Below are 25,668 nucleotides of genomic sequence, written 5' to 3' on the forward strand. Positions count from 1 at the left end.
TCAATTATAATAAGTGTAAAAAGGCATTTTTAAAATAAACCAAAAGTATTAACCGTTAGCACAAGTATGAAAACGAACTTACATTATATAATCGTATCAATAACCTTAATATTTACATGTTTTTTAACATCTGTAATAGCTCAAAATAACGACAAAGATAAATTTGTAGTAGTCCTTGATGCTGGACATGGAGGTCATGACTCTGGTAATCTTGGAAGTGGATATAAAGAAAAAGAAATTGCGCTTAAAATTGTGTTGGCTGTTGGAAATGAACTGAAGAAGAATAGCGATATTGAAGTCATTTATACTAGAAAAACAGACACCTTTGTTACCTTAAGAGGACGAGCTAAAATTGCAAATGATGCTAATGCAGATTTGTTTGTGTCTGTACATTGTAATGCGCATAATTCATCAGCACACGGAACTGAAACATTTGTTCTTGGACTGCATGCAAACCAACGAAATTTTGAAATCGCTAAAAAAGAGAACGAAGTTATATTCTTAGAGGCAGATCACGAAAAACACTATGAAGGCTTTGATCCTAATTCTCCAGAATCACATATAGGTTTAACTTTAATGCAAGAAGAATACTTAGATCAAAGTATAAAGCTTGCACGATTAATTGAAGATAGCTTTAAATTTAAAAGAAAACGAAACAGTAGAGGTGTAAAACAAGCTGGTTTTTGGGTGTTGCACAATACATACATGCCAAGTGTTTTAGTTGAAACAGGGTTTTTAACCTACAAAAAGGAAGGCGCATATTTAAATTCTAAAAATGGGCAGTCTAAAATGGCGAGCTCTATTATTGAAGCGATATTAGAATATAAAAAGAGTTTAGATCAAAACGTAGGAGAAAATATTTATAACGATTCTGCTTCAAATGCTGATGATCTATCAAATGAAAAGGAGCTAATCTATCAAAACATCACTTTTAAAGTTCAAATTGCTGCAAGCTCTAGAGATTTAGAACCTAAATCATATAATTTTAATGGGCTTTCAGAGATTTCAAAAGAAAAAGTAGGAACGCTTTACAAATATTATTACGGAAATACTTCAGATTTAAATAAAATACGACGTTTAGAAACAGTTGCTAAACAAAAAGGATATACCACAGGTTTTGTTGTTGCCTTTAAAGATGGAGTGCAAATTAATCTTTCAGAAGCCTTAAAAACTAGTACAAATTAGACACTATCTTTATATATTTATTATTAAGTTTGTTATAACCAAATATTTGTCGCATTGAAAATCTCTAGAGAAGTTAAAACAGCAGTATTAGTCATTTCTGGTATTCTACTATTCATTTTCTTATTCAATTACCTTAAAGGAGAAAATATATTAGACTCTTCACGTACGTACTATGCTGTCTATGATAATGTTGAAGGTCTTGCATCATCAACACCAGTAACTATTAATGGTATGACTGTTGGAAAGGTCAAAGATATTACTTTTAAAGGTGATGGTTCGGGAAAGTTAATGGTTACGCTTCTAATTGATAGCGATTTTCAATTTTCAAAAAATAGTAAAGCACAATTATATGACTTAGGTTTAATTGGTGGCAAAGCTGTGGCTATTATTCCTGCTTTTGATAATGATGAAAATGCTAAATCAGGTAGCTATTTAGAAACCACAGTAAAAGCTGGTTTAACAGAATTAGTAAATCAACGACTTACACCTCTACAAGAAAAAATTGAAGTTGTAATGACAGATGCCGATTCGGTATTAGTTAATGTAAATGAAATTTTAGATAAGGATACAAAAAAGAACTTAAAGGAAGCCATTTCAGAATTAAATGCCACAATAAAATCGTTTAAAAACACATCAATGTCTTTAAACAAATTGATTGCTTCTAATGAAGAAAGTTTATCAGCAACCTTGTCTAATTTTGAAAACATGTCAGCTAATTTTTCGACATTATCAGATTCGATTTCTAAAGCTAATCTTCCTCAAACCTTAAAAGATTTACAATTGTTAGTAAATAACTTTGATGTAATCATGTCTGGCATTAACAAAGGAGAAGGGACTATTGGAAAATTATTAAAAGAAGAAACCTTATACGACAACCTTGAAGCAGCATCAAAAGAAATTGAAGAATTGATTCGAGATATAAAGTTGCATCCTGCTCGATATAGACGTATTTTATCTAAAAAAGAAATACCTTATACACCTTCTGAAAAAGACCAAAAATAAGCGTACTGTAAAATGGAATACTTACCAAACATATTATTTGCCATTATCCTCATAGCTGGTATTGGTTATTTTGCTAACAACGTAAAAAAACTAGTTAGAAATATAAAACTAGGTCAAGATATTGACGTTTCTGACAATAAATCACAACGCTGGAAAAACATGACCATGATTGCTCTCGGACAAACCAAAATGGTAAAGCGTCCTATAGCTGGATTTCTTCATGTTATTGTTTATGTAGGTTTTATTATTATTAATATTGAAGTTCTTGAAATTATTATCGACGGACTCTTCGGAACGCATCGTATCGGACTTAAAGTTTTGCCAGAATCTGTTTACGGATTTTTAATTGGTGCTTTTGAAGTATTAGCCATATTAGTTTTAGTTGCAGTAATTGTGTTTTGGTTACGACGAAATGTAATTAAACTGAAACGTTTCTTAAGTGCTGAAATGAAAGGTTGGCCTAAAAGTGATGGTAACATTATTCTGTACTTTGAAGTCGTACTCATGTGTTTATTCTTAATAATGAATGCAACAGATACTACGTTTCAAGCAATGGATTCAGGTAATGTGACGAGTCAATTTATTGCACCTTGGTTTAGTGCATTGCCAGAAAGCACACTTCACATAATTGAACGTTCAGCTTGGTGGTTACACATTGTAGGCATCTTAATCTTCTTGAATTATTTATATTTTTCTAAGCATTTACATATTTTATTAGCATTTCCAAATACTTACTACGGAAAACTAACTCCTAAAGGTCAGTTTCCTAATCTAGAAGCGGTTACAAAAGAAGTCAAAATGATGATGGATCCAAATGTTGATCCTTTTGCAGCACCTCCTGAAGGCGCTGAAGCTGCTGTGCCAGCAAAATTTGGAGCTAGTGATGTGCAAGATTTAAGTTGGCTAAACTTACTTAATGCTTATACCTGTACCGAATGTGGTCGTTGTACGAGCGAATGTCCAGCCAATCAAACGGGTAAAAAATTATCACCTCGTAAAATCATGATGGATACGCGTGATCGTCTTGAAGAAGTTGGTAAAAATATTGATGCTAATAAAGGCGAATTTAAAGATGATGGAAAACAACTTTTAGGCGATTATATTACTAATGAAGAACTTTGGGCATGTACCACCTGTAATGCTTGTGTTGAAGCTTGTCCTGTAAGTATAGATCCACTAAATATTATCATGCAAATGCGTCAGTATTTGGTTATGGAACAAAGTGCTGCTCCAATGGAATTAAATAACATGATGACCAACATCGAAAATAATGGAGCACCTTGGCCATACAATCAAATGGATCGATTAAACTGGGTAAATGAATAAAGATTATGAGCAACGAACTTAAAGTAACAACAATGCAGCAGTTCATGGCTGAAGGAAAGCAACCAGAAATTTTATTTTGGGTCGGTTCTGCAGGAAGTTATGACGATAGAGCAAAAAAAATAACCAAAGCCTTTGTTAGAATTCTCAATAAAGCAAATGTAGATTTTGCCGTTTTAGGTGCTGAAGAAAGCTGCACAGGAGATGTTGCAAAACGCGCTGGAAATGAATTTTTGTTTCAGATGCAAGCTATGATGAATATTGAGGTTTTAAATGCTTATGAAATTAAGCGAATTGTCACTTGTGATCCACATTCGTTTAATTGCTTAAAGAACGAATACCCAAATCTTGGCGGAAATTACGATGTGGTTCATCATACACAATATATTGAAGAACTCATAAATGCTGGACGATTAACTATTGAAGGAAACACATTTAAAGGCAAACGTATTACATTTCATGATCCTTGTTATTTAGGTAGAGCAAATAAAGTGTACGAATCACCTAGAAGTGTTCTCAATAAAACCAATGCGAGTATTATTGAAATGAAACGTCATAAAAGTACTGCGTTATGTTGTGGAGCTGGAGGAGCACAAATGTTTAAGGAGCCAGAAAAAGGTGATATGGATATTAATGTAATGCGAACTAAAGATGCTCTAGAAACAAATCCGAATATTATTGCAACAGGTTGCCCTTATTGCAATACGATGATGACAGATGGCATTAAAGCTCATGAAAAAGAAGGTGAAGTTAAAGTCATGGATATTGCTGAAATAATTGCCAGCTCAGAACAATTGTAACTATGGCCAAAGTAGATAAAAAACAAGTACTAATTGCTGCACTGGTTGGTGGAGCAATTTTTTGTTTAATTGTATCACTAATAGATTATATTTTAGGACGAGGCTTTTCTTGGCCACGTCTAGGATTCTACTATATTTTTGCAACCATCATGTATGGGTTTTTAACCTATCGTAATTTTAAAAAACATAAAAAATAAGGCATTTTATGCTAGTTAATTTTAATACCTTACCAGAAGAATCTAGAGTCTGGATCTATCAAGCTAATCGTTCGTTTACAGAGCAAGAGCTTTCAGAAATAGAAGAAAAGCTAAATACGTTTATTGGAAATTGGACAGCTCATGGTAGCGATTTACAAGCTGGTTTTACTATAAAATATAAGCGCTTTATTGTTATAGGTTTAAACCAAAATTTGAATAAAGCCACAGGTTGTAGTATTGATGCTTCAGTACATTTTATTCAGCAGTTAGAAAAAGACTACAACGTTGATTTAATGGATAAAATGAATGTCTCTTACAAACAAGGCGAATATATCGCATATAAGTCGTTGTTAGATTTTAAAAAGATGGCTAAAGACAAAGCGGTTTCTAAGAATACTATTGTTTTTAATAACATGGTGACTAACGTGGCAGAATTCAACGAAAATTGGGAAGTTCCTGCAAGTGAAAGCTGGCATTCTAGATTTTTGAAATAATCCTGAAAACTTTCGATACTGAATGACGTTACGATGTCATTGCGAGACTGACTTCACAGAGGCTCTCGAAGTGCAGTCGTGGCAATTTATATATTTAGATTCATCACTTGACTTTGATTTGTTCTTTATAATAGTTTTTTATTATGTAGAAATTTTCAAGGATGACAATGAATCTCTTTTTAGTAGCACAAAATTTAAATTTATTTACTCTACAAAAGTGAAGTAATTTTTCTATATTTGTTTTTAAGCTATTAAACTATGAAACAATTTTACCTTATATTTATTTTCTTTTTAACATCATATTTTAGTTTTGGGCAATTCACATCTATTACTCTAGATTCTCAAGTTGATGTTGATGCGTTTCCTGTAGATTACCCAAATTATACTGAAGTAGACTTTTTAACTATTAGTGGTGATGATATTGTAGATTTAACACCATTATCACAAATCACTTCTATTAATTTAGATTTTAATATTTCATATAACCCAATATTACAGAATTTAAATGGTTTTAATTCATCGTTATCTGTAAATAAACTTAGTATAATAGGCAACGCTTCATTGACAAACCTTCAAGGTCTTTCTAACATAACAAATGTCTCTGGTATTAATGAAATTGTTATTCTTGGTAATCCTGCATTAATTAGTTTAGATGGAATACAAGGTTTTGCTATTCAAAACCCAGAGAATATAACTATTAATTCAAATCATTCACTTTTAAATTTGGAAGGATTTGAGAGTTTAACATCTACATTTAGTTTTGAAATATATAATAATCAAAATTTATTAAATCTTACAGGTTTAGAATCTTTAGAGGAAGGCACGATTAATCTGGACGATAACCCTTCTTTTCAGGCTTTTACAGGTTTAACGAGTGCGTTTGAAGGTTCTATTTTTTTATCAGGTTCTAATATTGAAAGTCTTATAGGATTGGAAGTTTTAAACTCACTAAATTGGCTTTCAATAAATAATAATAATTTGTTGACAGATATATCTTCAATTGAGAATATTTCAACAATTCAGGTTCTTTCTATAAGAAACAATCCAAACCTCTCAATCTGCGATAATCAAATGGTATGTAATACTATTAGTAATATGTTGCTGGGAGCAGTTGTTGCTATAAGTAACAATGCCCAAGGCTGTAATAGTGTTTCTGAAGTTGCTTATGGATGTGATATACCACCTGTAAATGATGAATGTTCTTTAGCTTTCAATATTCCTCTTTTACAAGAAGAACTTGGTTATATTATTGATGGTACACAATCTTCTCAAGTACCAAGTTGTAATGATAGCGATGGTAGAATTGACGTTTGGTTTAGATTTAATTCATATGATTTAGATGAGATTGATATTATAGTTGATGGAGGTAATTATAACTTGCAGTTATGGGAAGGCGATTGTGCAAACCTAACTCATGTTCCTAATGCTTGTGGTTTAAATACTTTAGAAAATATTAGTGTTACTACAGGCACAGAATATTACATACAAGTTTGGTCAGATGATACAACAGATAGAGGTGCTAGTTCAGATTTATTTAGTATTAGTGTTCAAGATGCAACATTGTCAATAAAAGAAGATGTATTTAATTCATTTACATTGTATCCTAATCCAACAACAACTAGACTGCACTTTAAAGGAATAGATGTTGTAAACACTATTACTATTTATAATGCTTTAGGACAACAAGTCACTTCTTTAACTCCAAATATTAATAATGGTACAATTAATACTTCAATGCTTAGTTCTGGTTTGTATTTTGTAGAGGTTTATGTTAATGATCAATCTAAAACATTTAAAGTGCTTAAAGACTAGTTATCAAAACTTATTCATCATTACAATTTGGTTGGTTCATAGTGGCAATCTATATATTCTTTCTTAGAGATTCATCGCTTTACCTCGTTTCATTCTGAATGACAAGTTCATGTCATTTCGAGTGATTTCAACGTGTTGAAATTGCCTGCCTGCAGTAGGCAGGTATCGAGAAATCTTACACGCTACAGTTTTTTCTTCAATAGAAAACCCAAAAATTATAATCTCAATAATTAATATTCAAATTCTGAATATTTCTTTTTTAATTAAAATAGAATGCTCATTTTTACAGCCTTAAGCGCAAAATGAATGGCAAAAGAGATTTTTTTAATGAACATTTCTGGGCAAGATAAACCTGGATTAACCTCGAGCTTAACTAAAGTCCTCTCTCAATATGAAGCAAAAATATTAGATATTGGTCAAGCCAATATTCATGATACCTTGTCACTAGGTTTTATGTTCGAAATTGAATCTGGACATAACTCTGCTTCAGTGTTAAAAGATTTATTATTTAAATCGTACGAGTTAGGTGTTACTGCTAAATTTACACCAATTACGCTTGAAGATTACGAAAATTGGGTTCAGCTTCAAGGGAAAGATCGTTATATCGTTACCATTTTAGGAGAAAGATTAACTGCCGAACAAATTGCTCAGGTCACTAAAGTTATTTCAGAAAAAAACTTAAATATAGATGCGATTAAGCGATTAACAGGAAGAACATCATTGGTTAAAACTGAAGCGTATCCTCGAGCTTCTATTCAATTGTCTATTCGTGGGAAAATTGATTGTAAGACAGATTTTACTGAAAAATTCATGCAGATTTCTAGAGAATTAGACGTTGATATTGCCTTTCAGGAAGATAATATTTACAGAAGAAATAGACGTTTAGTGTGTTTTGATATGGATTCTACACTCATTCAAACTGAAGTTATTGACGAGCTTGCAGAACGTGCTGGTGTTGGTGAAGAAGTTAAAGCGATTACTGAAGCAGCAATGCAAGGCGAGATAGATTTTCAGGAGAGTTTTAAAAAGCGAATGAAGCTTTTAAAGGGTTTATCAGAAGAGGTGCTTCACGATGTGGCTGTAAATCTTCCCATTACTAAAGGTGCAAAACGATTGATTGATGCTTTAAAAAGTTACGGATTTAAAACTGCGATACTTTCTGGAGGTTTTACTTATTTTGGTGATTACCTAAAGCAAGAATTAGGCATTGATTACGTTTATGCAAATCAGTTAGAAATTAAAGATGGACTATTAACAGGTCGTTATATTGGTGCTATTGTTGATGGTAACAAAAAAGCAGACTATCTTAAAGAAATAGCTGTTAAAGAAGGTATTGATATTAGTCAAACTATTGCTGTTGGTGATGGCGCAAACGATTTACAAATGCTTAACCTAGCTGGATTAGGGATTGCGTTTCATGCGAAACCTACAGTAAAAGACAACGCACAAAATTCGATATCAAGTATAGGTTTAGATGGTGTACTTTATTTATTAGGCTATCACGATAGACATATCGATTTAATTGAATAGAAAACTATTCGATTTTGTTTACAACCTTCTTTATAAATCTATCTTAAAGTCTTTATTCTTCGTTTTAAAAATACTATTTTGGCATAGTTTTTAGTTCTATTTATTAGACCTTAACATGTAATTGATTTATGCGATATATTCTGTCCCTCATCACTTTTATTTTAGTTTCAAATACGGCAACATCCCAAGACGCAAATCATCCATTGGCTGCTCAAGATATTCAAGCGCAAAAAAAATGGGTAGATAGCCTTTATAATGTGATGCCTTTAGAGGAAAAAATCGGACAACTATTTATGGTTCAGGTCTTTTCTAATCAGGATAAAGCTACCGAAAACAAAATAGCTCAACTTATAAATGACCATCATATTGGTGGATTAATTTATTCTAAAGGAGGTCCTGTTCGTCAAGCTAAACTCAACAATTTATATCAGGCCATTTCTAAAACACCATTATTAATTGGCATGGATGCAGAATGGGGTTTAAGCATGCGTTTAGATTCAACCTATGCCTTTCCTTGGAATATGACACTTGGAGCTATTCGCGATAATAAATTGATTGAACGAACTGGTTATCATATTGGCGAACATTGTAAACGTATAGGTGTGCATTTTAATTTTGCGCCTGTTGTCGATATTAATACTAATCCGAAAAATCCTATTATTGGTAATCGTTCGTTTGGTGAAGATCGTGATAATGTTACCGAAAAAGCTTTGGCTTTTATGAAAGGGATGCAAGATGCTGGAGTATTAGCAAATGCGAAACATTTTCCTGGTCATGGTGATACCGAAAGTGATTCACATAAAACCTTACCTACCATTAATTTTGATGAAAAACGAATTGATTCTGTAGAACTGTATCCTTACAAAAAGCTAATTAAAGAAGGCTTGAGTAGTGTTATGGTAGCACATTTAAACGTGCCAAGTTTAGAGCCTAGACGTGGCTTTCCTTCATCTTTATCTAAACATATTGTAAGCGATATTTTAAAAGATTCACTTCAGTTTAAAGGCTTAATTTTTACTGATGCTTTAGAAATGAAAGGCGTTGCAGATTATATTCAAAAAGGAATTGATGGTAATAGTATGAATACAGTTCCTAAAGAAGGCGACATTGATTTGATGGCATTTTTAGCAGGAAATGATGTCATGTTAATGTCTGAAAACCCAAAGCAAGCCATTCAAAAATTTGTGACTGCTTATAAAACTAAAGTCATTACAGAAGAGCGTTTATCGCATTCGGTTAAGAAAATATTAATGGCAAAATATAAGGTTGGATTACATGATTATAGTCCAATTGGTACTGCGACTTTACATGATGATTTAAATCGGATTATAGATGATGCGCTTTATGAAGAATTAATGGAAAATGCCATAACTGTAGTTAGAAATAAATCTGATGTATTGCCTCTTAGAAATCTTCAGACGAAAAAAATTGCTTATGTACAACTAGGAGACGACACTGGTTCAACGTTTTATAATGAGTTAAAAAAATACACGAAAGTACATCAGATAAAAGCTGAAAAGCTTGATGAAATGATTACGAAACTTCAAAACTACAATACTGTTATTATTGGGTTTCATCGTTCTAATGCCAATCCTTGGAAAAGCTATGAGTTTTCAGATAAAGAATTGGTTTGGCTCTATGAAATTGCGAGAACCAATACTGTAGTTTTAGATGTATTTACGAGACCTTATTCGCTTATTGATTTAAAAACAGTTGAAAATATTGAAGGCATCGTTATGAGTTATCAAAACAGTGATATTGCCCAACAAAAATCTGCTCAAGCTATTTTTGGTGCTATTCCAGCAAAAGGAACATTACCAGTTTCTACAGGCGAATATTTTAAAGTTAACGATGGTACTACTTATAATGCGCTCAATAATTTAAGCTATGGATTGCCAGAACGTGTAGGTATGAGTTCTGAAGGTTTAAAACGTGTCGATTCTATTGCGCAATATGCTGTGGATAATAAAATGACACCTGGAATTCAATTGCTTATTGCTAGAAAAGGGAAAGTGATTTACAATAAAAATTTTGGATACCATACCTATGATAAAAAGCAAGCTGTAAAGTTTGATGATATTTATGACGTGGCTTCCCTTACCAAAATTTTAGCAACGTTACCATTAGTAATGGAGCTGGAAGAAAAAAAGATTGTTTCTTTAAACTCTAAGCTTTCAAGTTTGCTTCCAGAATATAAAAATTCAAACAAAAAGAATGTGACTCTTAAACAAATGCTGTCGCATTATGCGAGATTAAAACCTTGGATTCCGTTTTATATTTCAACATTAGATTCCGTTACAAAACAACCAGATTCTAAATATTATCGAAAAACCTTTAGTCCAAAGTTTAATATTAAAGTAGCCGAAAAGTTATATTTACGTAAGGATTATCCTGATTCTATTCAAAAAATCATTAAAGAAAGCGATTTGTTATCTCGATTACGTTATCGTTACAGTGACATGCCGTATTATATTTTAAAAAAATATATTGAAAAGTATTATGATAAACCTTTAGATCAATTGGTGCAAGATCATTTCTACCAATCTATTGGAGCAAATTATACCACGTATAATCCATCGGTAAAATTCAGTAATTTAAATATTATTCCAACCGAAGTAGACGATTATTATCGCTATCAAAAAATTCATGGTTATGTACATGATATGGGAGCAGCCATGCAAAATGGAGTAGGAGGTCATGCAGGAATTTTTAGTAATGCTAATGATGTGGCTAAACTCATGCAGTTGTATTTACAAAAAGGCTATTATGGTGGAAAGCGTTATTTTAATACAGAAACACTTGATAAATTCAATACCTGTTACTATTGTGAAGATGATAATAGACGAGGCATCGGATTTGATAAACCACAATTAGGTGATGAAGGTCCAACTTGCGGTTGTTTGTCAATGACTAGTTTTGGTCATTCAGGCTTTACAGGAACTTATGCTTGGGCTGATCCAGAAGAAGAAATTGTTTACATCTTTTTAGCCAATAGAACCTATCCAAAAGCTGGAAAAAATTTACTTCTAAGAGAAAACATTAGAACCAATATTCAAGAAGCTATTTACGAAGCTATAATTGAATAAATACATTTTATCTTTCCAAAATGTTAAAACGTTTCTAACTAAGGCTGATTAATCTTTATCTTTACATTAATCATATTAAATTATATGTTGTTAGGTTCTGAATGGTTTTCAGACCTATTCTATAAAACCAATTAAATGAAAATAGGAATTGTATGTTACCCAACATTTGGAGGTAGTGGAGTTGTTGCCACAGAGTTAGGATTGGAACTGTCAAAGCGAGGTCATGAAATTCATTTTATAACCTATAGTCAACCCGTTCGATTAGAATTGTTGAGTAATAATGTGCACTATCATGAGGTTACTGTTCCTGAATATGCACTATTCTTATATCAGCCTTATGAATTGGCTTTATCGAGTAAGTTAGTCGATATGGTCAAGCTTCATGGTATTGAAATTTTGCATGTGCACTATGCAATACCACATGCTTATGCAGCTTATATGGCAAAAAAAATGCTGCAAGAAGAAGGCATTTACATACCTATTGTAACGACACTTCATGGAACAGATATTACTTTAGTTGGTAGTCATCCATTTTATAAAACAGCTGTGACTTTTAGTATCAATAAATCAGACGCAGTAACCTCTGTATCTCAAAGTTTAAAGGAAGATACCTTGCGTTTGTTTGATATTAAAAATAACATTAATGTGGTGCCTAACTTTATTGATATGAGCAAATACGAAAATCATTTTACCGATTGTCAACGTGGTATGATGGCAAGTGATGATGAAAAAATTATCACGCATATCAGTAATTTTAGAGAAGTAAAGCAAATTCCAGATGTGATAAAAGTATTTTATAACATTCAAAAGAATATACCTGCAAAATTGATGATGGTTGGCGAAGGTCCAGAGCGTGAACCTGCTGAACAATTATGTGCTAAACTAGGTATAAGTGATAAGGTGGTTTTCTTCGGAAACAGTAATGAAATTGATAAAATACTTTGTTTTAGTGATTTGTTTTTATTGCCTTCTATAACTGAGAGTTTTGGATTAGCAGCTTTAGAAGCCATGGCTTCAGGAGTTCCTGTAATTTCAAGCAATACAGGAGGAATACCAGAAGTTAACTCGCATGGTGTTTCAGGATATTTAAGTAATGTGAATGATATTGAAGATATGTCGAAAAATGCAATTCATATTTTAAGTGATGAAACACGTCTGACTGAGTTTAAAAACAATGCTAAAAAGGAGTCTTATAAGTTTGATATTCATGCTATTGTTCCTCAGTATGAAAGCATTTATCAAGACACATTGCGCAAATGTTTGGTGTTATAAGAGATTAAAAGCAACTAAATTCTAGTATCGATAAAATTAGCACTACCTTTGCTTTCAATAAAAATGACACTAATAATTAGAAGGTCATTTACCAATTAATTTATATGTCATTTCAATCTTTAGGCTTGTCTGATGCCTTGTTAAAAGCGATTAGCAAAAAAGGATACGAAACTCCTAGTCCAATTCAACAAAAAGCAATTCCTCCAGTATTAGAAGGACGAGATGTTTTAGCTTCTGCGCAAACAGGTACAGGAAAAACAGCAGGCTTTACATTGCCTTTATTACACTTGTTGTCTGAAAATCAAAGTCCTAAATTCAGAGTTATTCGTGCTTTAATACTAACACCAACACGCGAACTTGCAGCTCAAGTTCACGAAAGTGTAAAAGATTATAGTAAGTTTTTAGATGTAAAAAGTACGGTTATTTTTGGAGGTGTTAACCAAAATCCGCAAGTCAATAGATTGCGTCAAGGTGTTGATGTTTTAATTGCCACTCCAGGACGATTATTAGATTTGCAGAATCAAAAATTGTTATCCTTAAAACATGTTGAAGTATTTGTGCTCGATGAAGCCGATCGTATGCTAGACATGGGATTTTTAAGAGATATTGAACGTGTTATGAAATTAATTCCAGCAAAGCGTCAAAATTTGATGTTTTCGGCTACGTTTTCAAAAGACATTAGAAAGTTAGCAAATGGTATTTTAAACAATCCAGTTCAAGTTGAAGCAACACCAGAAAACTCCACAGTTGATGCAATTTCTCAAAAGGTGTATCGTGTAGCAAAAAACAAAAAGACAGGTTTAATTATTAAGTTAATTTCTGAAGGTCATTGGGAACAAGTACTTGTATTTACTAGAACAAAACATGGAGCGAATAAACTTACTAAAAAAATGATTTCTGCAGGCATAAGTGCAGCAGCCATTCATGGTAATAAAAGTCAAGGCGCAAGAACTAAAGCATTAGCTGGCTTTAAAAACGGAAGCATTCGTGTATTGGTAGCAACAGATATTGCAGCAAGAGGTTTAGATATTCCGTTATTACCTCATGTTGTTAATTTTGAGTTGCCTAATATTTCTGAAGATTACGTTCATAGAATTGGAAGAACTGGTAGAGCAGGAGCCAATGGTCAAGCTGTATCTTTGGTGAGTGCAGATGAAACCTCTTATTTAAAAAATATTGAAAAATTAATTGGTTTAAATATTGAAGTTGAAATAGTTGAAGGGTTTGAACCAGATCCTAATGCTTCAACCGAGCCAATTAAACCTGGTCAGAATAGACAACGACGTCATTCTAAAAAAACGAATTCATCTGGAAGACGTAAAAATAATAAGAACAAGAGAAATTACTCTAAACAACGAAACGATAAAAGACATTAGATGACTTCAAGTTTAAAACAAAAAATAGTAACTGTTTGCAATCAAAAAATTGCTCAAAAAGGAGAAAATGTAGGTGTTTCATTTTATGCCTTTTTTAAAAATAAAAATGACAATCCTGAATTGCTAATGGAAGCTGCGACGTGGTGGATTAAAACTCACGAGTTAGATCATTTTGAGAAAGCTGTAAAAATAAAGCAACTTGTAGAACAGTTATAATGAAAACGCAGCCAAACAATCCTTTACATGGCATTAAACTTGAGCAAATTGTAACAGAATTGCAAGCGCATTATGGATGGGAATATTTGGGCTATCAGATTAATATTCGTTGTTTTACTCATGATCCATCAATAAAATCAAGTTTAAAATTTTTACGTCGAACACCTTGGGCTAGAACTAAGGTTGAAGATTTATATTTGAATTATTTGAAGAATAATACAGATTTATAACCCTTGTTCTGCAATAAATTTAGCCACATTTTTTCCTTTTTTTCGATCTAAATAGCGTCTTAAAACACCACCTTTTACATTATTCACATCAAATTCAACAATAAAAGCGTGTTCATCAATATCGGCTACAATACGATACATTTTTTTTATGTCAATACGATTGATTATAGTGTGAATAATGTCAAAATTTTGCTTTTCACCTGTGCTTCCAAAACCTTTTTTACCTTGGTATAAAGTCATTCCTGCACCAAGTTCTTTAATGATAGCAGTTTCTATTTTTGCAAATTCTTTAGAGACAATTGTTATACCAATGAAGTCTTCAAACCCTTCAATAATCAAGTCGGTTACTTTTGCAGTAACGATATAAGTTAAAATAGAATACATAGCGACTTCAACAGAGATAATGAATGCCGTAATAGAGAATAGAATAATATTGAAAATAAGAATTACTTTGCCAATGCTAATTCCAAATCTATCATTAATAAATACACCTAAAATTTCTGAGCCATCTAATACAGAACCATTTCTAATGGCAATTCCAATCCCAGAACCTAGAAATAAACCACCAAAAATTGAGATGAGAAACTTGTCGTTTGTAATGGTTTCAAAATTTTCAAAATGAATAAATAATGCTAGACCTAAGATGCTAATAATAGATTTAATAACGATACGTTTTGAAACGGTATAGTATCCTAGAATTAAAAACGGAATACTAAAAACGATGAGCAAATATGATAAATTAATATCTACTTGTGTTTTAATTAAAAGTGCTACACCTGTAACACCTCCATCTAAAAAACCGTTTGGTAATAAAAAAGCTTTAAGTCCGATACTTGCTAAAATGATTCCTAAAAATATTTGAAAATATTCTGAGATTGATTTGTATATTTTGGAACGTTTTGAAAGCATAGGCTTTAGTTTTTATTTCAATACATGAATTAACTATTTAATTGTCTTAAGCCTTCATAAATTACAACACTTACTGCATTAGCTAAATTAAGGCTTCTTATATGTTCACTGTATAATGGTATTTTATATAACTGATTTATATAGGTTTCAATCATGGGTTTTGGTAAGCCAACAGATTCCTTTCCGAAGATAAGAAACAAATCATCTTTAAATGAAATTTCCCAGTGTGATTTTTGTCCGTGACTAGAAAAGAATACAAATTCTTTGTCATGATGTATTTTAAAAAAGTCTTCAATAGAATCGTAAATAGTAACATCTAAATGTTGCCAATAATCTAATCCTGCACGTTTGAGTCTACTATCAGAAAGTTCAAAACCAAAGGGTTTTACCAAATGAAGTTTTGATCCTGAAGCCAAAGCTAAACGACCAATATTACCAGTGTTGTTGGGAATTTCTGGTTCAAATAAAACGATATTAAGCGGCATTTTTTGTAGTGAGTTTTAGTATGATAATTCTAATAAGTAATACCCAAGGAAAACCATGAAGTAAAACATCAAACCAATCTTGAAGTTGCATACCAATAGCTCCACCAGCAATCCATTTAATTTTTCCTAAAAGATGAGGCTCTGGAAAAAAAGGAGCTAAACCAAGTGTTAAGCAGAGTATGATAATTACTCTAAAATCATTTAGAAGTTTCATTTATTCAAAATTCTATTCACAAAGCTATCAATTTTATTTATTCCAAAATCATTCAAATGTTTAATAAAAGCACTTCCAATAATGGCTCCTTTTGCGTATTGAGTTGCTTGAGTAAATGTGTCGTGATTTGAAATTCCGAAACCAATGATTTGCGGATTTTTTAGTTGCATCTCTGAAATGCGTTTGAAGTAATCTATTTGTTCATTTCCAAATCCAGAACTGCTTCCTGTTACACTTGCCGAGCTTACCATATAAATAAATCCGTTGGAGATAGAATCGATAAAATTGATACGCTTATTTGAGGTTTGAGGAGTGATTAAAAACACATTTATTAAACCGTGTTTTTCAAATATAGCTTTGTATTGTGTGTTATAAACATCAACTGGTAAATCAGGAATTATGAGTCCGTCAATACCAATGTCTTGACACTTTTTGCAAAACGCTTCAACACCATATTGTAAAATTGGGTTAAAATAACCCATGATAATTAAAGGAATAGAAACTGTTTTACGAATGTCTTTTAGTTGTTGAAAGAGCAGCTCAGTTGTCATTCCGTTTTTAAGAGCTTGAGTGGAACTTTGTTGAATGGTTGGTCCATCAGCTAAAGGATCACTAAAAGGTAATCCGATTTCTATCATATCGACACCATTGTTTTCAAGATCATGAATGATAGAAACGGTATCATTGATATTTGGATAACCTGCTGAAAAGTATATTGATAGTAGTTTTTTGTCTTCTTTAAGCTTTTGGTGTATTCTGTTCATTGTTTCAGGTTCTTATGAGTTGCACTTTGCATTAAGGATTGAAAGGTTTGTTTGAGCTCATCTTTGATAGCGAGCCTTGAAAGCCTGACCCTTGTGGTAATGCCATAATTTTATAATTTAAAATAGTCAATATAATTTTGTAAATCTTTATCGCCTCGACCAGAAAGATTAATGACTACAACATCATTTTCTTTAAATGTTTTTTTACCAAATATGGCTAATGCATGTGAGCTTTCGATAGCAGGAATAATGCCTTCTAACTGACTAAGTTCTAAGCCAGCTGTCATGGCTTCATCATCTGTTACAGATAAGAATTCTGCTCTACCAGATTTGTACAAATGCGCATGCATTGGTCCAACTCCTGGATAATCTAAACCTGCAGAGATAGAGTAAGGCTCAGTAATTTGTCCGTCGTTAGTTTGCATTAATAGGGTTTTACTACCATGAATAATGCCTTCTCGTCCTAAGATAGAAGTTGCAGCACTTTTACCAGAATGAATGCCTTTTCCAGCAGCTTCAACAGCAATGAGTTTTACAGATGTATCTTCTAAATAATGATAAAAAGCTCCAGCAGCATTGCTTCCTCCACCAACACAAGCGATGATATAATCTGGTTTGTTCGTGCCTTCTTTTTCTTTAAGTTGCCATTTGATTTCTTCAGAAATAATTGCTTGAAAACGCGCTACCATATCTGGATAAGGATGTGGTCCGACGACACTACCAATAATGTAATGTGTGTCTATTGGGTTGTTAATCCAATCGCGAATGGCTTCGTTGGTGGCATCTTTTAGTGTTCGACTTCCTGATAAAGCAGGACGAACTTTGGCACCTAACATTTTCATTCGAGCTACATTAGGTGCTTGACGAGCAATATCAATTTCTCCCATATATACAATGCATTGTATGCCCATTAAGGCACAAACAGTTGCTGTAGCAACACCATGTTGACCAGCTCCTGTTTCGGCAATAATTCTGGTTTTTCCTAAGCGTTTAGCCATGAGAATTTGACCAATGGTATTATTAATTTTATGAGCTCCAGTATGATTTAGATCTTCCCGTTTTAAGTAAATTTTAGTGTTGTATTTTTCTGAAAGACGTTTAGCAAAGTAGAGTGGTGAAGGACGACCAACATAATCTTTTAAGAGTTGATCGAACTCTTGTTTAAATGAAGGTTCGGCTAAAACTTTCAAATAGTTTTGTCGTAATTCTTCTACATTAGGATAGAGCATTTCTGGAATGTAAGCACCTCCAAATTCGCCATAATAGCCTTTGTTGTTAATGTTATACATCATAGTTATTGTTTGCTATAAGTTGATCTTTAAATGCTTTTAATTTTTCTGTATTTTTTAAGCCTAAGTTAGTTTCGAATTTGCTGTTTAAATCTAGAGCGTGACAAAACATGGCTTCTGGTCGTTTTAGAAATGATTGTAAACTATCCATTTCATTAAGTCCAATGCCTCCACTTAAAAAGAATGGTTTTATTGAGGAATATTTTTTTAGGATGCTCCAATCAAACGCATAACCATTTCCGCCAGGTTGTTTCCCTTTTGTGTCAAATAAATAGTAATCACAAACGTTTTCGTAAGGTTCTACAGTGTTAAAGTTAAAAGTGTCTTTAACAGAAAAAACTTTTATTACTATACAATTTAAAGCTTTTAGTTGTTGGCATAGCTCTGGTGATTCGTTACCATGTAGTTGTACGCCTTGTAGGTTGTGTTTTTGAACAATACCTTTTATGTAATCTAAAGTTGAATCGACAAACACACCAATCTTTTTTATGTTATTTGGTAATTCAGGAATAGTACTATTAAAATAACGTGGAGAATTTTTATAGAAAACGAAACCCATGAAGTCAGGATTCAGTTTAGCAACATTTAATATGTTGTCTTTGTATTTCATTCCGCAAACCTTTAGTTTCATAAGTTTAAGTCTTTAATAAATTGTGCAGCACTTAATCCAGCATTATCAGTTTTCATAAAGTTTTCACCAATTAAAAAGCCTTTATAACCATATGGTTGAAGGGTTTTAATAGCTTCAATTGAGCTGATTCCACTTTCAGAAACTTTTACAAAATCAGTAGGAATAAAATCACTTAGTTGTTTACTAATTTCTAAACTAACCTCAAATGTTTTAAGGTTTCTATTATTTACACCTATCATGTCAATGCTTGGCATGATAGACTTATGAAGTTCCTCTTCATTATGAACTTCAAGTAGTACATCTAATTGTAATTGTTTTGCCAGTTTAGAAAAAGTAGTGATCTCTTCTCGTGACAGAATAGCTGCAATTAATAATATAACATCTGCACCATGGGCTTTAGCTTCAATAATTTGATATTCGTCTATAATAAACTCTTTTCTTAATAAAGGTAAGTTACAGCTAGAACGAGCAGTTAGTAAATCGTCAAGACTTCCTCCAAAATATTTACTGTCAGTTAGAACAGACATGCCAGAAGCACCAGATTTTTCATAGCCTTTAGCAACATCAAACACATTTAAGTTATTGTTAATGACTTGTTTTGAAGGTGAACGACGTTTGTGTTCTGCTATAATTCCTGTATTGCTATTTCGTAATGCATTGGATAAGGAAACAGTGTTGCGTTTAAACAAAACAGACTGTTCTAATTGTTGAATAGGAATGAGTTGTTTTCGAAGATTGACTTCGATGCGTTTGTCGTTTGTGATGTTATCTAATATGTTCATGTTATAATGTTGTCATTGTGAAACTATTAATAACAGTCGAAACAATCTTTGTTTGAGATTCTCACGTCGTTTTGATTTAAAATTCAAAACTCCTCAGAATGACATTTATTTGCTTGATTCAATTAATTTGTTCAAACATTTTTTTGCTTTTCCTGATTGTAAACTCTCTTTAGCCAATTCAAAACCATCTTGATGTGATATCTGGTTTGCTGTTGCTATTGCTAAACCAGCATTAGCATATACCACATTGTTTTGAGCTTCAGTTCCTTTTCCGTTTATAATAGTTTTAAAAATAGTTGCTGCACCTTTTACTGATTTGCCTCCAAATATGGAATGAGCTTCAATTTGATTGACACCTAAATCAGTTGGAGCTAAGACTGTTTCAGTATTGTTAGAAATGATTTTTGTTTTTCCAGTTAAAGAAATTTCATCATAGCCATCAAGCGCATGAATGATACTGTAATTTTTATCGGTGTTTTGGTATAAATAGCTGTAAATACGTTGTAATTCTAAATTGAAAACACCAACTATTTGGTTTTTAGGAAACGACGGATTTACCATTGGACCAAGTATATTAAAAAAGGTTTTTACACCCAATTCTCTTCTAATTGGTGCTACATTTTTCATAGCAGGATGAAATAGAGGAGCATGCATCACACAAATGCCAGCTTTATCAATGCAGTGCTTTAATGTATCTACGTTATTTGTGAATTTAATTCCTAAAGCTTCCATGACGTTTGAAGATCCTGAAGAAGATGATACGCCATAATTACCATGCTTTGCTACTTTAACTCCAGCTCCAGCAGTAACAAATGAGGACAAAGTAGAAATATTAAAGGTGTTTTTTCCGTCACCACCAGTTCCGCATAAATCAATTGTATTAAAGTTGGATAAGTCTACTGGAATACACAATTCTAACAAAGCATCACGAAATCCTTTTAATTCTTCTAAAGTAATACTACGCATCATGTAAATGGTAAGAAATGATGCAATCTGACTTTTATTGTATTTACCATCTGAAATATCTACTAAAACACGTTTGGCTTCTTCACTTGAGATGCTTTCATGATTGATTAATCTGTTTAATACTTGTTTCATATTCATTTCCCGTGAAAGTGGGAATCTTATTAATTATATTTTTCTTTATTCTATTCATTTTGCCTTGATGCAAAACGAATCAAAAAATCAAGTCCAAGCCAAGGGGGTTTTCAGTTTACAAAACTGAAAACCGATTTAAAAACTCCGCGTCGAACTGCATTATCCTGTTCTCGGAGCTTTTCTTCATCTATTCTTCGCCTTGGCGTTCAATTCTGCGAATTGATTTGGGACATGAGCTTTTACTGATTTTCGTTTTTAAACTCATTTTTATACATTTTTGCTAACAGCTAACTATTAATCCAGTTTTCTAAAATTTGTTTTCCGTTTGGAGTTAGTACAGATTCAGGATGATATTGAACTCCTCGAACATCATAAACTTTATGTCTTAACGACATTATTTGTCCGTTGCCATCAAAAGAAGTAGCTTCTAAGCTTTCGGGTAAATTGTTGTTTACAACCCAAGAGTGGTAGCGACCTACTTCAATAGTTTTATTTATATTTTTAAATAATAGTTCGTCGTCAACGATGATATTTACTTGAGTAGCTATACCATGATAAACTTCATCTAGATTGATTAAGGTGCCACCAAAAACTTCTCCAATAGCTTGTTGTCCAAGGCAAACACCTAATATGCTTTTTGTTGGTGCATAGGTCTTGATGATCTCTTTGAGCAATCCAGCTTCATCAGGAATACCAGGACCTGGAGATAGTACTATTTTTTTATAAGCGTCTACTTCTTTAAGACTAAGTTTGTCATTTCGTTTTACGGTTACTTCACAGTTTAGGTCTTCTAAATAATGCACTAAATTGTATGTAAAACTATCGTAGTTATCTATTACTAATACTTTCATATTTCTTCTGCCATTTTAATAGCTGTTGTTAATGCGCCAAGTTTATTATATACTTCTTGTAACTCATGATTTGGATTTGATTTTGAAACTAATCCAGCTCCTGCTTGCCAATGTAATTTGTGGTTTTGACTAAGAAAAGTCCTTATCATAATGGCATGATTATAATTACCATTAAAATCCATAAACCCAATGGCACCACCATAAAAAGCGCGACTAGTTTTTTCGTATTGTTCAATAAGCTGCATCGCTCTGTGTTTAGGAGCACCACTTAAAGTTCCAGCAGGAAATGTGTCTGCTACGACTTGCATGGTTGATGTTTTGTCGTGAATTTTTCCAGTAACTTTACTTACCAAATGAATGACATGAGAAAAGTACTGCGCTTCTTTATAAGTTTCTACTTTTACTTGACTTCCGTGTCTACTAAGGTCATTTCTGGCTAAATCAACCAGCATCACATGTTCGGCATTTTCTTTATCGTCTTCAGCTAGTTTTTTTGCTAGTTTTTGATCTTCTTCATCATTACCAGTTCGTTTAAATGTTCCTGCAATAGGATGGATTTCGGCTTGCGAGTTATTAACGACCAATTGCGCTTCAGGCGAACTTCCAAAGATTTTAAAATTACCATAATCAAAGTAGAATAGGTAAGGCGAAGGGTTGATACTTCGTAAAGCGCGATACACATTAAATTCGTCGCCTTTGAAGGCTTGAGAGAATTTTTTAGATAATACTAGTTGAAATACATCGCCTCGAGCGCAGTGCTTCTTGGCTAAATCAACATGAGATTTGTAGTCTTCATCAGTTAGGTTAGAGCTAATCTCTGAATCTGTTCTGAAATTATAAGAAGCAAAGTTTTTTGAGTTGATGAGTTGTAAAATTTCATCAATATTATTTTCGGTTTCAAAACAATGAGCAAAAATATAAGCTTCGTTTTTAAAGTGATTTATGGCAATTATGTTTTGATATACAGCATAAAAAATATCTGGAATTTCTATAGAGTCTGGTTTTTTTATTAACTCAATATCTTCAAAGTATTTTACAGCATCATAAGCTGTGTAACCAAAAATGCCATTATTTATGAACTTGAAATCTTTATCAGAATTAACTTTAAAGCGTTTGGTAAACTTGTGAATTTCTTCAGTAACAGACACTTTTTTGGTGTAGTTTTTTTTGAAGCTTCCGTCTGGGTAATGTTGCTCAATAGTATTTTTGTCAACCTTAATTGATGCTATCGGATTAAAACATACATACGAAAAACTATTATCGTTGGCATGATAATCACTACTTTCTAACAAGATACTATTTGGGAATTTATCTCGAATTTTTAAGTAAATACTTACTGGAGTAATGGTATCTGCCAGAATTTTTTTGTAATGTGTATATAAACTAAATGTTTTCATTGATTTGCTTAAAATTAAAAAAGGCTTGTCGTGAATGACAAGCCTTTTTTTGATATTCTTATTTAAATATACGATAGTGCTACTTCACGAAGTTTGAGTTTCGAGAGTCCACCACCAAGTATGATTTAAAATTGTTTTCATGTTTGAAATAAAGTTCAAATATAGAAATGAATTATTATAATTCAAATTTATTCAATTAAAATAAAAAAGATTCCCAAATTAATGGGAATCTCAATCTCTAAATGTGCTATTAATCAACCTTTAATTTAAAACTTTAAAGTTACATTTAGATCAAAATCGTCATAAATTGCTTTGTCTTTTAAATCATCAAAGAAGCTAGAAGAACCGTATTTAATATCATATTTAGTTCTGTCAACTTTAAAACTTGCTGTTGCAGTATTGTCTTTAACCATCATTTGAAATGTAGCAGGTTTAGTAATGCCTTTAATGGTTAGGTCTCCAAAAACTCTATATTTCCCATTTTCACCTGTAACATTATTAATTATATAAGTAGCTTTTTTGTGTTTGCTAACACCAAAAAAATCACCAGATTTTAAGTGTCCTTCTAATTTTTCTTTTCCATTACCAGCTTTTAAATCTGTTACATTAATAGAGGTCATGTCTATGGTAAAACTTCCGCCAGATAGGTTGTTGCCATTAAATATTAAAGTGCCTTCAGATAAATTAATAGTGCCTTCATGAGAGCCAGTTACCTTATGGCCTTTCCAAGTAATCGTGCTTTCTTTTACGTTAACTTTTTTTTCGGATACAGTTGTGAAAGAAGCAATAGTTATTGCTAAAATCATGATAAGTCCTGTTTTTAAGATGTTGTTTTTCATTGTTTGTTTTGTTTGAGTTTTAATAGTAGTGTGTTTAATTGTTCTAATTCTATTTTTGATAGGTTTGAAGTTATATCTTGTTCAGTTTGATCAACTATACCATCTAATTGTTTTAAAATGTTTAAACCATTAGATGTGATATAAATTTCTATTTTACGTCTGTTTTCTTTGCATTGATTTCGTTTTACATACCTTTTCAAAATTAATTTATCTACAAGGCGTGTTGTATTGCTCATTTTATTAACCATACGTTCTTGCACATCTTGAAGATTAATAGGTGCTCCTTTTTGACCTCTTAAAATACGTAATACATTAAATTGCTCTAAAGAAAGATCATGTGGTTTTAAAACCTCTAGCAAATCTTTTTTTATCCATGTGCTAGACAAGATAATGTTGATTACTGTTTGTTTCTGTAAAGGTAATTGCACTTTTGTTTGTAAACGTGTACTTAATTCTTGCATATACAATTATTGTATATACAAATGTATGACAATTATTGAGTCGTTTGTCTAATTTTATGTTAAAATTTTAAAAGGCAAAAAAAGGATTAATAACTTTAGGTCATGAAGTACACATGTATCGTTGTTTTATTGCTACTGATAGGTTGTAAGAATACATCAGATCAAGAGCAAATAACTAAGCTAAGTGAAACTACAAATACTGAAGTTTCGTTAGAGGTTTATGATTTTGAAGGATTACAGAAGTTTTTAACAACTACAGACGATAAAACCTATGTTGTGAATTTTTGGGCAACTTGGTGTGCACCTTGTGTTAAGGAATTACCTTATTTTGAAAAGTTAAACAAAGACTATTCAGATGATGTTGAAGTGATTTTAGTAAGTTTAGATTTTCCGAATAAGTATGAAACTAAGCTTAAACCATATATAAAGAAAAATAATTTGCAGTCAAAAGTTGTGGCTTTAAATGATGTAGATTCAAATACCTGGATTCCGAAAGTAGACAAAAGTTGGACAGGTGCAATTCCTGCTACTGTAATTTTTAATAAAAATAAACGTATATTTTACGAGAAGTCATTTAATTTTGACGAATTAGAAACCGAAGTCAAACAATTCCTTAAATAACAATACTTATGAAACACACATTTAAAACATTTTTTGCACTTTTAACCTTAGTAATTCTTTCTTCTTTTAGTTATTTAGGAGAAGGTCATGGATATCATATTGGAGATATAGCTACAGACTTTAGCCTTGAAAATATTGATGGGAAGATGGTATCTTTATCAGATTATGATTCTGCTAAAGGGTTTATTGTCGTATTTACATGTAATACTTGTCCTTATGCTGTAGCGTATGAAGATCGTGTAGAAGCGCTAAATAAAAAATATGCAAAACAAGGTTATCCTGTTATTGCTATTATGCCTAATAATACAAAGGTTAAACCAGGAGATAAGATGGAAGCTATGCAAGCTCGTGCTAAAGCCAAAGGATTTACATTTCCGTATTTAATGGACGAAGGTCAGAAAATCTACCCACAGTATGGAGCAACCAAGACACCTCATGTTTATATTTTAGAGAAAACAAAAAAGGGCAATGTTGTTAAATATATAGGAGCTATTGATGATAACTATCAAGATGCTAAAGCTGTAAATAAAAAATATGTTGAAGATGCAGTAGATGCTTTGCTGTCTGGTAAAGAAATTGAAGAAAAACAAACCAGAGCAATAGGTTGCTCAATTAAGGTTTAGTTACAAATATTCATTGAGCATTATGATTGAATCGTCAATTCGAGTGAATTTTACGATTGAAAATGAGTGAAATTTGTATCGAAAATATGAATTTAAACTAAAAACTAGTTCTGGATACAATTTTTCGTAACTCAAAATCACTCGAACAGACGTTTTAGCGAATTTGAATTTATAATGAACC

Annotated in this window: 27 protein-coding genes; 15 read left to right on the top strand and 12 right to left on the bottom strand. The window is 32.2% G+C overall.

What is annotated here, in order from left to right; all coding sequences use genetic code 11:
• Nucleotides 1-66 precede the first annotated feature (66 nt).
• From ACP15M_RS12330 to ACP15M_RS12390, 13 genes are all read left to right on the top strand, one after another.
• Complete coding sequence (locus tag ACP15M_RS12330; RefSeq protein WP_425077511.1) at nt 67-1,185, top strand: N-acetylmuramoyl-L-alanine amidase family protein; 1,119 nt, start codon at nt 67-69, stop codon at nt 1,183-1,185.
• A 54-nt stretch (nt 1,186-1,239) separates the two neighbouring features.
• Nucleotides 1,240-2,187, top strand: a complete 948-nt coding sequence (locus ACP15M_RS12335) for an MlaD family protein (protein ID WP_425077512.1) — start codon at nt 1,240-1,242, stop codon at nt 2,185-2,187.
• 12 nt (nt 2,188-2,199) lie between these two features.
• Entirely contained in the window at nt 2,200-3,513 is a 1,314-nt protein-coding gene (locus ACP15M_RS12340) for a 4Fe-4S dicluster domain-containing protein (protein ID WP_425077513.1), read from the top strand.
• Between the two features lie 5 nt (nt 3,514-3,518).
• Entirely contained in the window at nt 3,519-4,310 is a 792-nt protein-coding gene (locus ACP15M_RS12345) for a (Fe-S)-binding protein (RefSeq protein WP_425077514.1), read from the top strand.
• A 2-nt stretch (nt 4,311-4,312) separates the two neighbouring features.
• Nucleotides 4,313-4,507: a hypothetical protein gene (locus tag ACP15M_RS12350; protein WP_425077515.1), complete on the top strand. Its 195-nt coding sequence runs from the start codon at nt 4,313-4,315 to the stop codon at nt 4,505-4,507.
• Nucleotides 4,508-4,515: 8 nt separating this feature from the next.
• Nucleotides 4,516-5,001 (top strand): ABC transporter ATPase, encoded by a 486-nt coding sequence (locus ACP15M_RS12355; RefSeq protein WP_425077516.1) that lies wholly within the window; start codon nt 4,516-4,518, stop codon nt 4,999-5,001.
• A gap of 258 nt (nt 5,002-5,259) precedes the next feature.
• Nucleotides 5,260-6,813, top strand: coding sequence for a T9SS type A sorting domain-containing protein (locus tag ACP15M_RS12360; protein WP_425077517.1), 1,554 nt, complete (start codon nt 5,260-5,262; stop codon nt 6,811-6,813).
• 306 nt (nt 6,814-7,119) lie between these two features.
• On the top strand, nt 7,120-8,343 hold the full coding sequence (gene serB, locus ACP15M_RS12365) for a phosphoserine phosphatase SerB (protein WP_425077518.1): 1,224 nt from the start codon (nt 7,120-7,122) through the stop codon (nt 8,341-8,343).
• 128 nt (nt 8,344-8,471) lie between these two features.
• Nucleotides 8,472-11,429 carry a glycoside hydrolase family 3 N-terminal domain-containing protein gene (locus ACP15M_RS12370; protein WP_425077519.1) on the top strand — a complete coding sequence of 986 codons (2,958 nt, stop codon included), beginning with the start codon at nt 8,472-8,474 and terminating at the stop codon, nt 11,427-11,429.
• Nucleotides 11,430-11,564: 135 nt separating this feature from the next.
• Nucleotides 11,565-12,701 carry an N-acetyl-alpha-D-glucosaminyl L-malate synthase BshA gene (gene bshA, locus ACP15M_RS12375; RefSeq protein ID WP_425077520.1) on the top strand — a complete coding sequence of 379 codons (1,137 nt, stop codon included), beginning with the start codon at nt 11,565-11,567 and terminating at the stop codon, nt 12,699-12,701.
• 104 nt (nt 12,702-12,805) lie between these two features.
• Nucleotides 12,806-14,077, top strand: a complete 1,272-nt coding sequence (locus ACP15M_RS12380) for a DEAD/DEAH box helicase (protein ID WP_425077521.1) — start codon at nt 12,806-12,808, stop codon at nt 14,075-14,077.
• Nucleotides 14,078-14,293: a DUF6500 family protein gene (locus ACP15M_RS12385; protein WP_425077522.1), complete on the top strand. Its 216-nt coding sequence runs from the start codon at nt 14,078-14,080 to the stop codon at nt 14,291-14,293.
• Nucleotides 14,293-14,523, top strand: coding sequence for a VF530 family DNA-binding protein (locus ACP15M_RS12390; protein WP_425077523.1), 231 nt, complete (start codon nt 14,293-14,295; stop codon nt 14,521-14,523). The genes ACP15M_RS12385 and ACP15M_RS12390 overlap by 1 nt, the downstream gene beginning before the upstream one ends.
• Here the strand turns inward: ACP15M_RS12390 and ACP15M_RS12395 are convergent.
• The 12 genes from ACP15M_RS12395 to ACP15M_RS12450 form a co-directional block, all read right to left on the bottom strand.
• Nucleotides 14,518-15,432 (bottom strand): YitT family protein, encoded by a 915-nt coding sequence (locus ACP15M_RS12395; RefSeq protein WP_425077524.1) that lies wholly within the window; start codon nt 15,430-15,432, stop codon nt 14,518-14,520. The genes ACP15M_RS12390 and ACP15M_RS12395 overlap by 6 nt on opposite strands.
• 29 nt (nt 15,433-15,461) lie before the next feature.
• Complete coding sequence (locus tag ACP15M_RS12400; RefSeq protein WP_425077525.1) at nt 15,462-15,917, bottom strand: tRNA (cytidine(34)-2'-O)-methyltransferase; 456 nt, start codon at nt 15,915-15,917, stop codon at nt 15,462-15,464.
• Nucleotides 15,907-16,131 (bottom strand): hypothetical protein, encoded by a 225-nt coding sequence (locus ACP15M_RS12405; protein ID WP_425077526.1) that lies wholly within the window; start codon nt 16,129-16,131, stop codon nt 15,907-15,909. The genes ACP15M_RS12400 and ACP15M_RS12405 overlap by 11 nt, the downstream gene beginning before the upstream one ends.
• A complete protein-coding gene (gene trpA / locus ACP15M_RS12410) occupies nt 16,128-16,895 on the bottom strand; it encodes a tryptophan synthase subunit alpha (protein ID WP_425077527.1) in 768 nt (255 codons plus the stop codon). The genes ACP15M_RS12405 and trpA overlap by 4 nt, the downstream gene beginning before the upstream one ends.
• A 110-nt stretch (nt 16,896-17,005) precedes the next feature.
• Nucleotides 17,006-18,187, bottom strand: a complete 1,182-nt coding sequence (gene trpB, locus ACP15M_RS12415) for a tryptophan synthase subunit beta (RefSeq protein WP_425077528.1) — start codon at nt 18,185-18,187, stop codon at nt 17,006-17,008.
• Entirely contained in the window at nt 18,177-18,815 is a 639-nt protein-coding gene (locus ACP15M_RS12420) for a phosphoribosylanthranilate isomerase (protein ID WP_425077529.1), read from the bottom strand. Before ACP15M_RS12420 ends, trpB begins: the two co-directional genes overlap by 11 nt.
• On the bottom strand, nt 18,812-19,597 hold the full coding sequence (trpC, locus tag ACP15M_RS12425; protein ID WP_425077530.1) for an indole-3-glycerol phosphate synthase TrpC: 786 nt from the start codon (nt 19,595-19,597) through the stop codon (nt 18,812-18,814). Before trpC ends, ACP15M_RS12420 begins: the two co-directional genes overlap by 4 nt.
• A gap of 105 nt (nt 19,598-19,702) precedes the next feature.
• Entirely contained in the window at nt 19,703-20,695 is a 993-nt protein-coding gene (gene trpD / locus ACP15M_RS12430; RefSeq protein WP_425077531.1) for an anthranilate phosphoribosyltransferase, read from the bottom strand.
• A gap of 287 nt (nt 20,696-20,982) precedes the next feature.
• The gene (locus ACP15M_RS12435) at nt 20,983-21,546 is read right to left on the bottom strand and encodes an anthranilate synthase component II (protein ID WP_425077532.1); all 564 of its coding nucleotides are present in this window, start codon (nt 21,544-21,546) and stop codon (nt 20,983-20,985) included.
• On the bottom strand, nt 21,543-22,943 hold the full coding sequence (locus ACP15M_RS12440; protein ID WP_425077533.1) for an anthranilate synthase component I family protein: 1,401 nt from the start codon (nt 22,941-22,943) through the stop codon (nt 21,543-21,545). Before ACP15M_RS12440 ends, ACP15M_RS12435 begins: the two co-directional genes overlap by 4 nt.
• A gap of 266 nt (nt 22,944-23,209) precedes the next feature.
• On the bottom strand, nt 23,210-23,782 hold the full coding sequence (locus tag ACP15M_RS12445; protein ID WP_425077534.1) for a YceI family protein: 573 nt from the start codon (nt 23,780-23,782) through the stop codon (nt 23,210-23,212).
• Nucleotides 23,779-24,243 carry a MarR family winged helix-turn-helix transcriptional regulator gene (locus ACP15M_RS12450; protein WP_425077535.1) on the bottom strand — a complete coding sequence of 155 codons (465 nt, stop codon included), beginning with the start codon at nt 24,241-24,243 and terminating at the stop codon, nt 23,779-23,781. Before ACP15M_RS12450 ends, ACP15M_RS12445 begins: the two co-directional genes overlap by 4 nt.
• Before the next feature lie 102 nt (nt 24,244-24,345).
• On the opposite strand from ACP15M_RS12450, the gene ACP15M_RS12455 reads away from it, so the two are divergent.
• Nucleotides 24,346-24,864 (top strand): TlpA family protein disulfide reductase, encoded by a 519-nt coding sequence (locus tag ACP15M_RS12455; RefSeq protein WP_425077536.1) that lies wholly within the window; start codon nt 24,346-24,348, stop codon nt 24,862-24,864.
• Nucleotides 24,865-24,872: 8 nt separating this feature from the next.
• On the top strand, nt 24,873-25,487 hold the full coding sequence (locus ACP15M_RS12460; protein ID WP_425077537.1) for a thioredoxin family protein: 615 nt from the start codon (nt 24,873-24,875) through the stop codon (nt 25,485-25,487).
• Nucleotides 25,488-25,668 lie beyond the last annotated feature (181 nt).

It is taken from the genome of Psychroserpens sp. S379A (assembly GCF_049800755.1).
Classification (GTDB): Bacteria; Bacteroidota; Bacteroidia; order Flavobacteriales; family Flavobacteriaceae; genus Psychroserpens.

What these genes read in the sequence shown, in the direction of transcription:
- ACP15M_RS12390 (WP_425077523.1), top strand. Translation starts at nt 14,293, where the DNA reads ATGAAAACGCAGCCAAACAATCCTTTACATGGCATTAAACTTGAGCAA.
- trpA (WP_425077527.1), bottom strand. Translation starts at nt 16,895, where the DNA reads ATGAACAGAATACACCAAAAGCTTAAAGAAGACAAAAAACTACTATCA.
- ACP15M_RS12455 (WP_425077536.1), top strand. Translation starts at nt 24,346, where the DNA reads ATGAAGTACACATGTATCGTTGTTTTATTGCTACTGATAGGTTGTAAG.
- ACP15M_RS12435 (WP_425077532.1), bottom strand. Translation starts at nt 21,546, where the DNA reads ATGAAAGTATTAGTAATAGATAACTACGATAGTTTTACATACAATTTA.
- ACP15M_RS12420 (WP_425077529.1), bottom strand. Translation starts at nt 18,815, where the DNA reads ATGAAACTAAAGGTTTGCGGAATGAAATACAAAGACAACATATTAAAT.
- trpD (WP_425077531.1), bottom strand. Translation starts at nt 20,695, where the DNA reads ATGAAACAAGTATTAAACAGATTAATCAATCATGAAAGCATCTCAAGT.
- ACP15M_RS12350 (WP_425077515.1), top strand. Translation starts at nt 4,313, where the DNA reads ATGGCCAAAGTAGATAAAAAACAAGTACTAATTGCTGCACTGGTTGGT.
- ACP15M_RS12330 (WP_425077511.1), top strand. Translation starts at nt 67, where the DNA reads ATGAAAACGAACTTACATTATATAATCGTATCAATAACCTTAATATTT.
- ACP15M_RS12395 (WP_425077524.1), bottom strand. Translation starts at nt 15,432, where the DNA reads ATGCTTTCAAAACGTTCCAAAATATACAAATCAATCTCAGAATATTTT.
- ACP15M_RS12405 (WP_425077526.1), bottom strand. Translation starts at nt 16,131, where the DNA reads ATGAAACTTCTAAATGATTTTAGAGTAATTATCATACTCTGCTTAACA.
- ACP15M_RS12385 (WP_425077522.1), top strand. Translation starts at nt 14,078, where the DNA reads ATGACTTCAAGTTTAAAACAAAAAATAGTAACTGTTTGCAATCAAAAA.
- trpC (WP_425077530.1), bottom strand. Translation starts at nt 19,597, where the DNA reads ATGAACATATTAGATAACATCACAAACGACAAACGCATCGAAGTCAAT.
- trpB (WP_425077528.1), bottom strand. Translation starts at nt 18,187, where the DNA reads ATGATGTATAACATTAACAACAAAGGCTATTATGGCGAATTTGGAGGT.
- ACP15M_RS12340 (WP_425077513.1), top strand. Translation starts at nt 2,200, where the DNA reads ATGGAATACTTACCAAACATATTATTTGCCATTATCCTCATAGCTGGT.
- ACP15M_RS12360 (WP_425077517.1), top strand. Translation starts at nt 5,260, where the DNA reads ATGAAACAATTTTACCTTATATTTATTTTCTTTTTAACATCATATTTT.
- bshA (WP_425077520.1), top strand. Translation starts at nt 11,565, where the DNA reads ATGAAAATAGGAATTGTATGTTACCCAACATTTGGAGGTAGTGGAGTT.
- ACP15M_RS12440 (WP_425077533.1), bottom strand. Translation starts at nt 22,943, where the DNA reads ATGAAAACATTTAGTTTATATACACATTACAAAAAAATTCTGGCAGAT.
- ACP15M_RS12460 (WP_425077537.1), top strand. Translation starts at nt 24,873, where the DNA reads ATGAAACACACATTTAAAACATTTTTTGCACTTTTAACCTTAGTAATT.
- ACP15M_RS12345 (WP_425077514.1), top strand. Translation starts at nt 3,519, where the DNA reads ATGAGCAACGAACTTAAAGTAACAACAATGCAGCAGTTCATGGCTGAA.
- ACP15M_RS12355 (WP_425077516.1), top strand. Translation starts at nt 4,516, where the DNA reads ATGCTAGTTAATTTTAATACCTTACCAGAAGAATCTAGAGTCTGGATC.
- ACP15M_RS12450 (WP_425077535.1), bottom strand. Translation starts at nt 24,243, where the DNA reads ATGCAAGAATTAAGTACACGTTTACAAACAAAAGTGCAATTACCTTTA.
- serB (WP_425077518.1), top strand. Translation starts at nt 7,120, where the DNA reads ATGGCAAAAGAGATTTTTTTAATGAACATTTCTGGGCAAGATAAACCT.
- ACP15M_RS12370 (WP_425077519.1), top strand. Translation starts at nt 8,472, where the DNA reads ATGCGATATATTCTGTCCCTCATCACTTTTATTTTAGTTTCAAATACG.
- ACP15M_RS12445 (WP_425077534.1), bottom strand. Translation starts at nt 23,782, where the DNA reads ATGAAAAACAACATCTTAAAAACAGGACTTATCATGATTTTAGCAATA.
- ACP15M_RS12380 (WP_425077521.1), top strand. Translation starts at nt 12,806, where the DNA reads ATGTCATTTCAATCTTTAGGCTTGTCTGATGCCTTGTTAAAAGCGATT.
- ACP15M_RS12400 (WP_425077525.1), bottom strand. Translation starts at nt 15,917, where the DNA reads ATGCCGCTTAATATCGTTTTATTTGAACCAGAAATTCCCAACAACACT.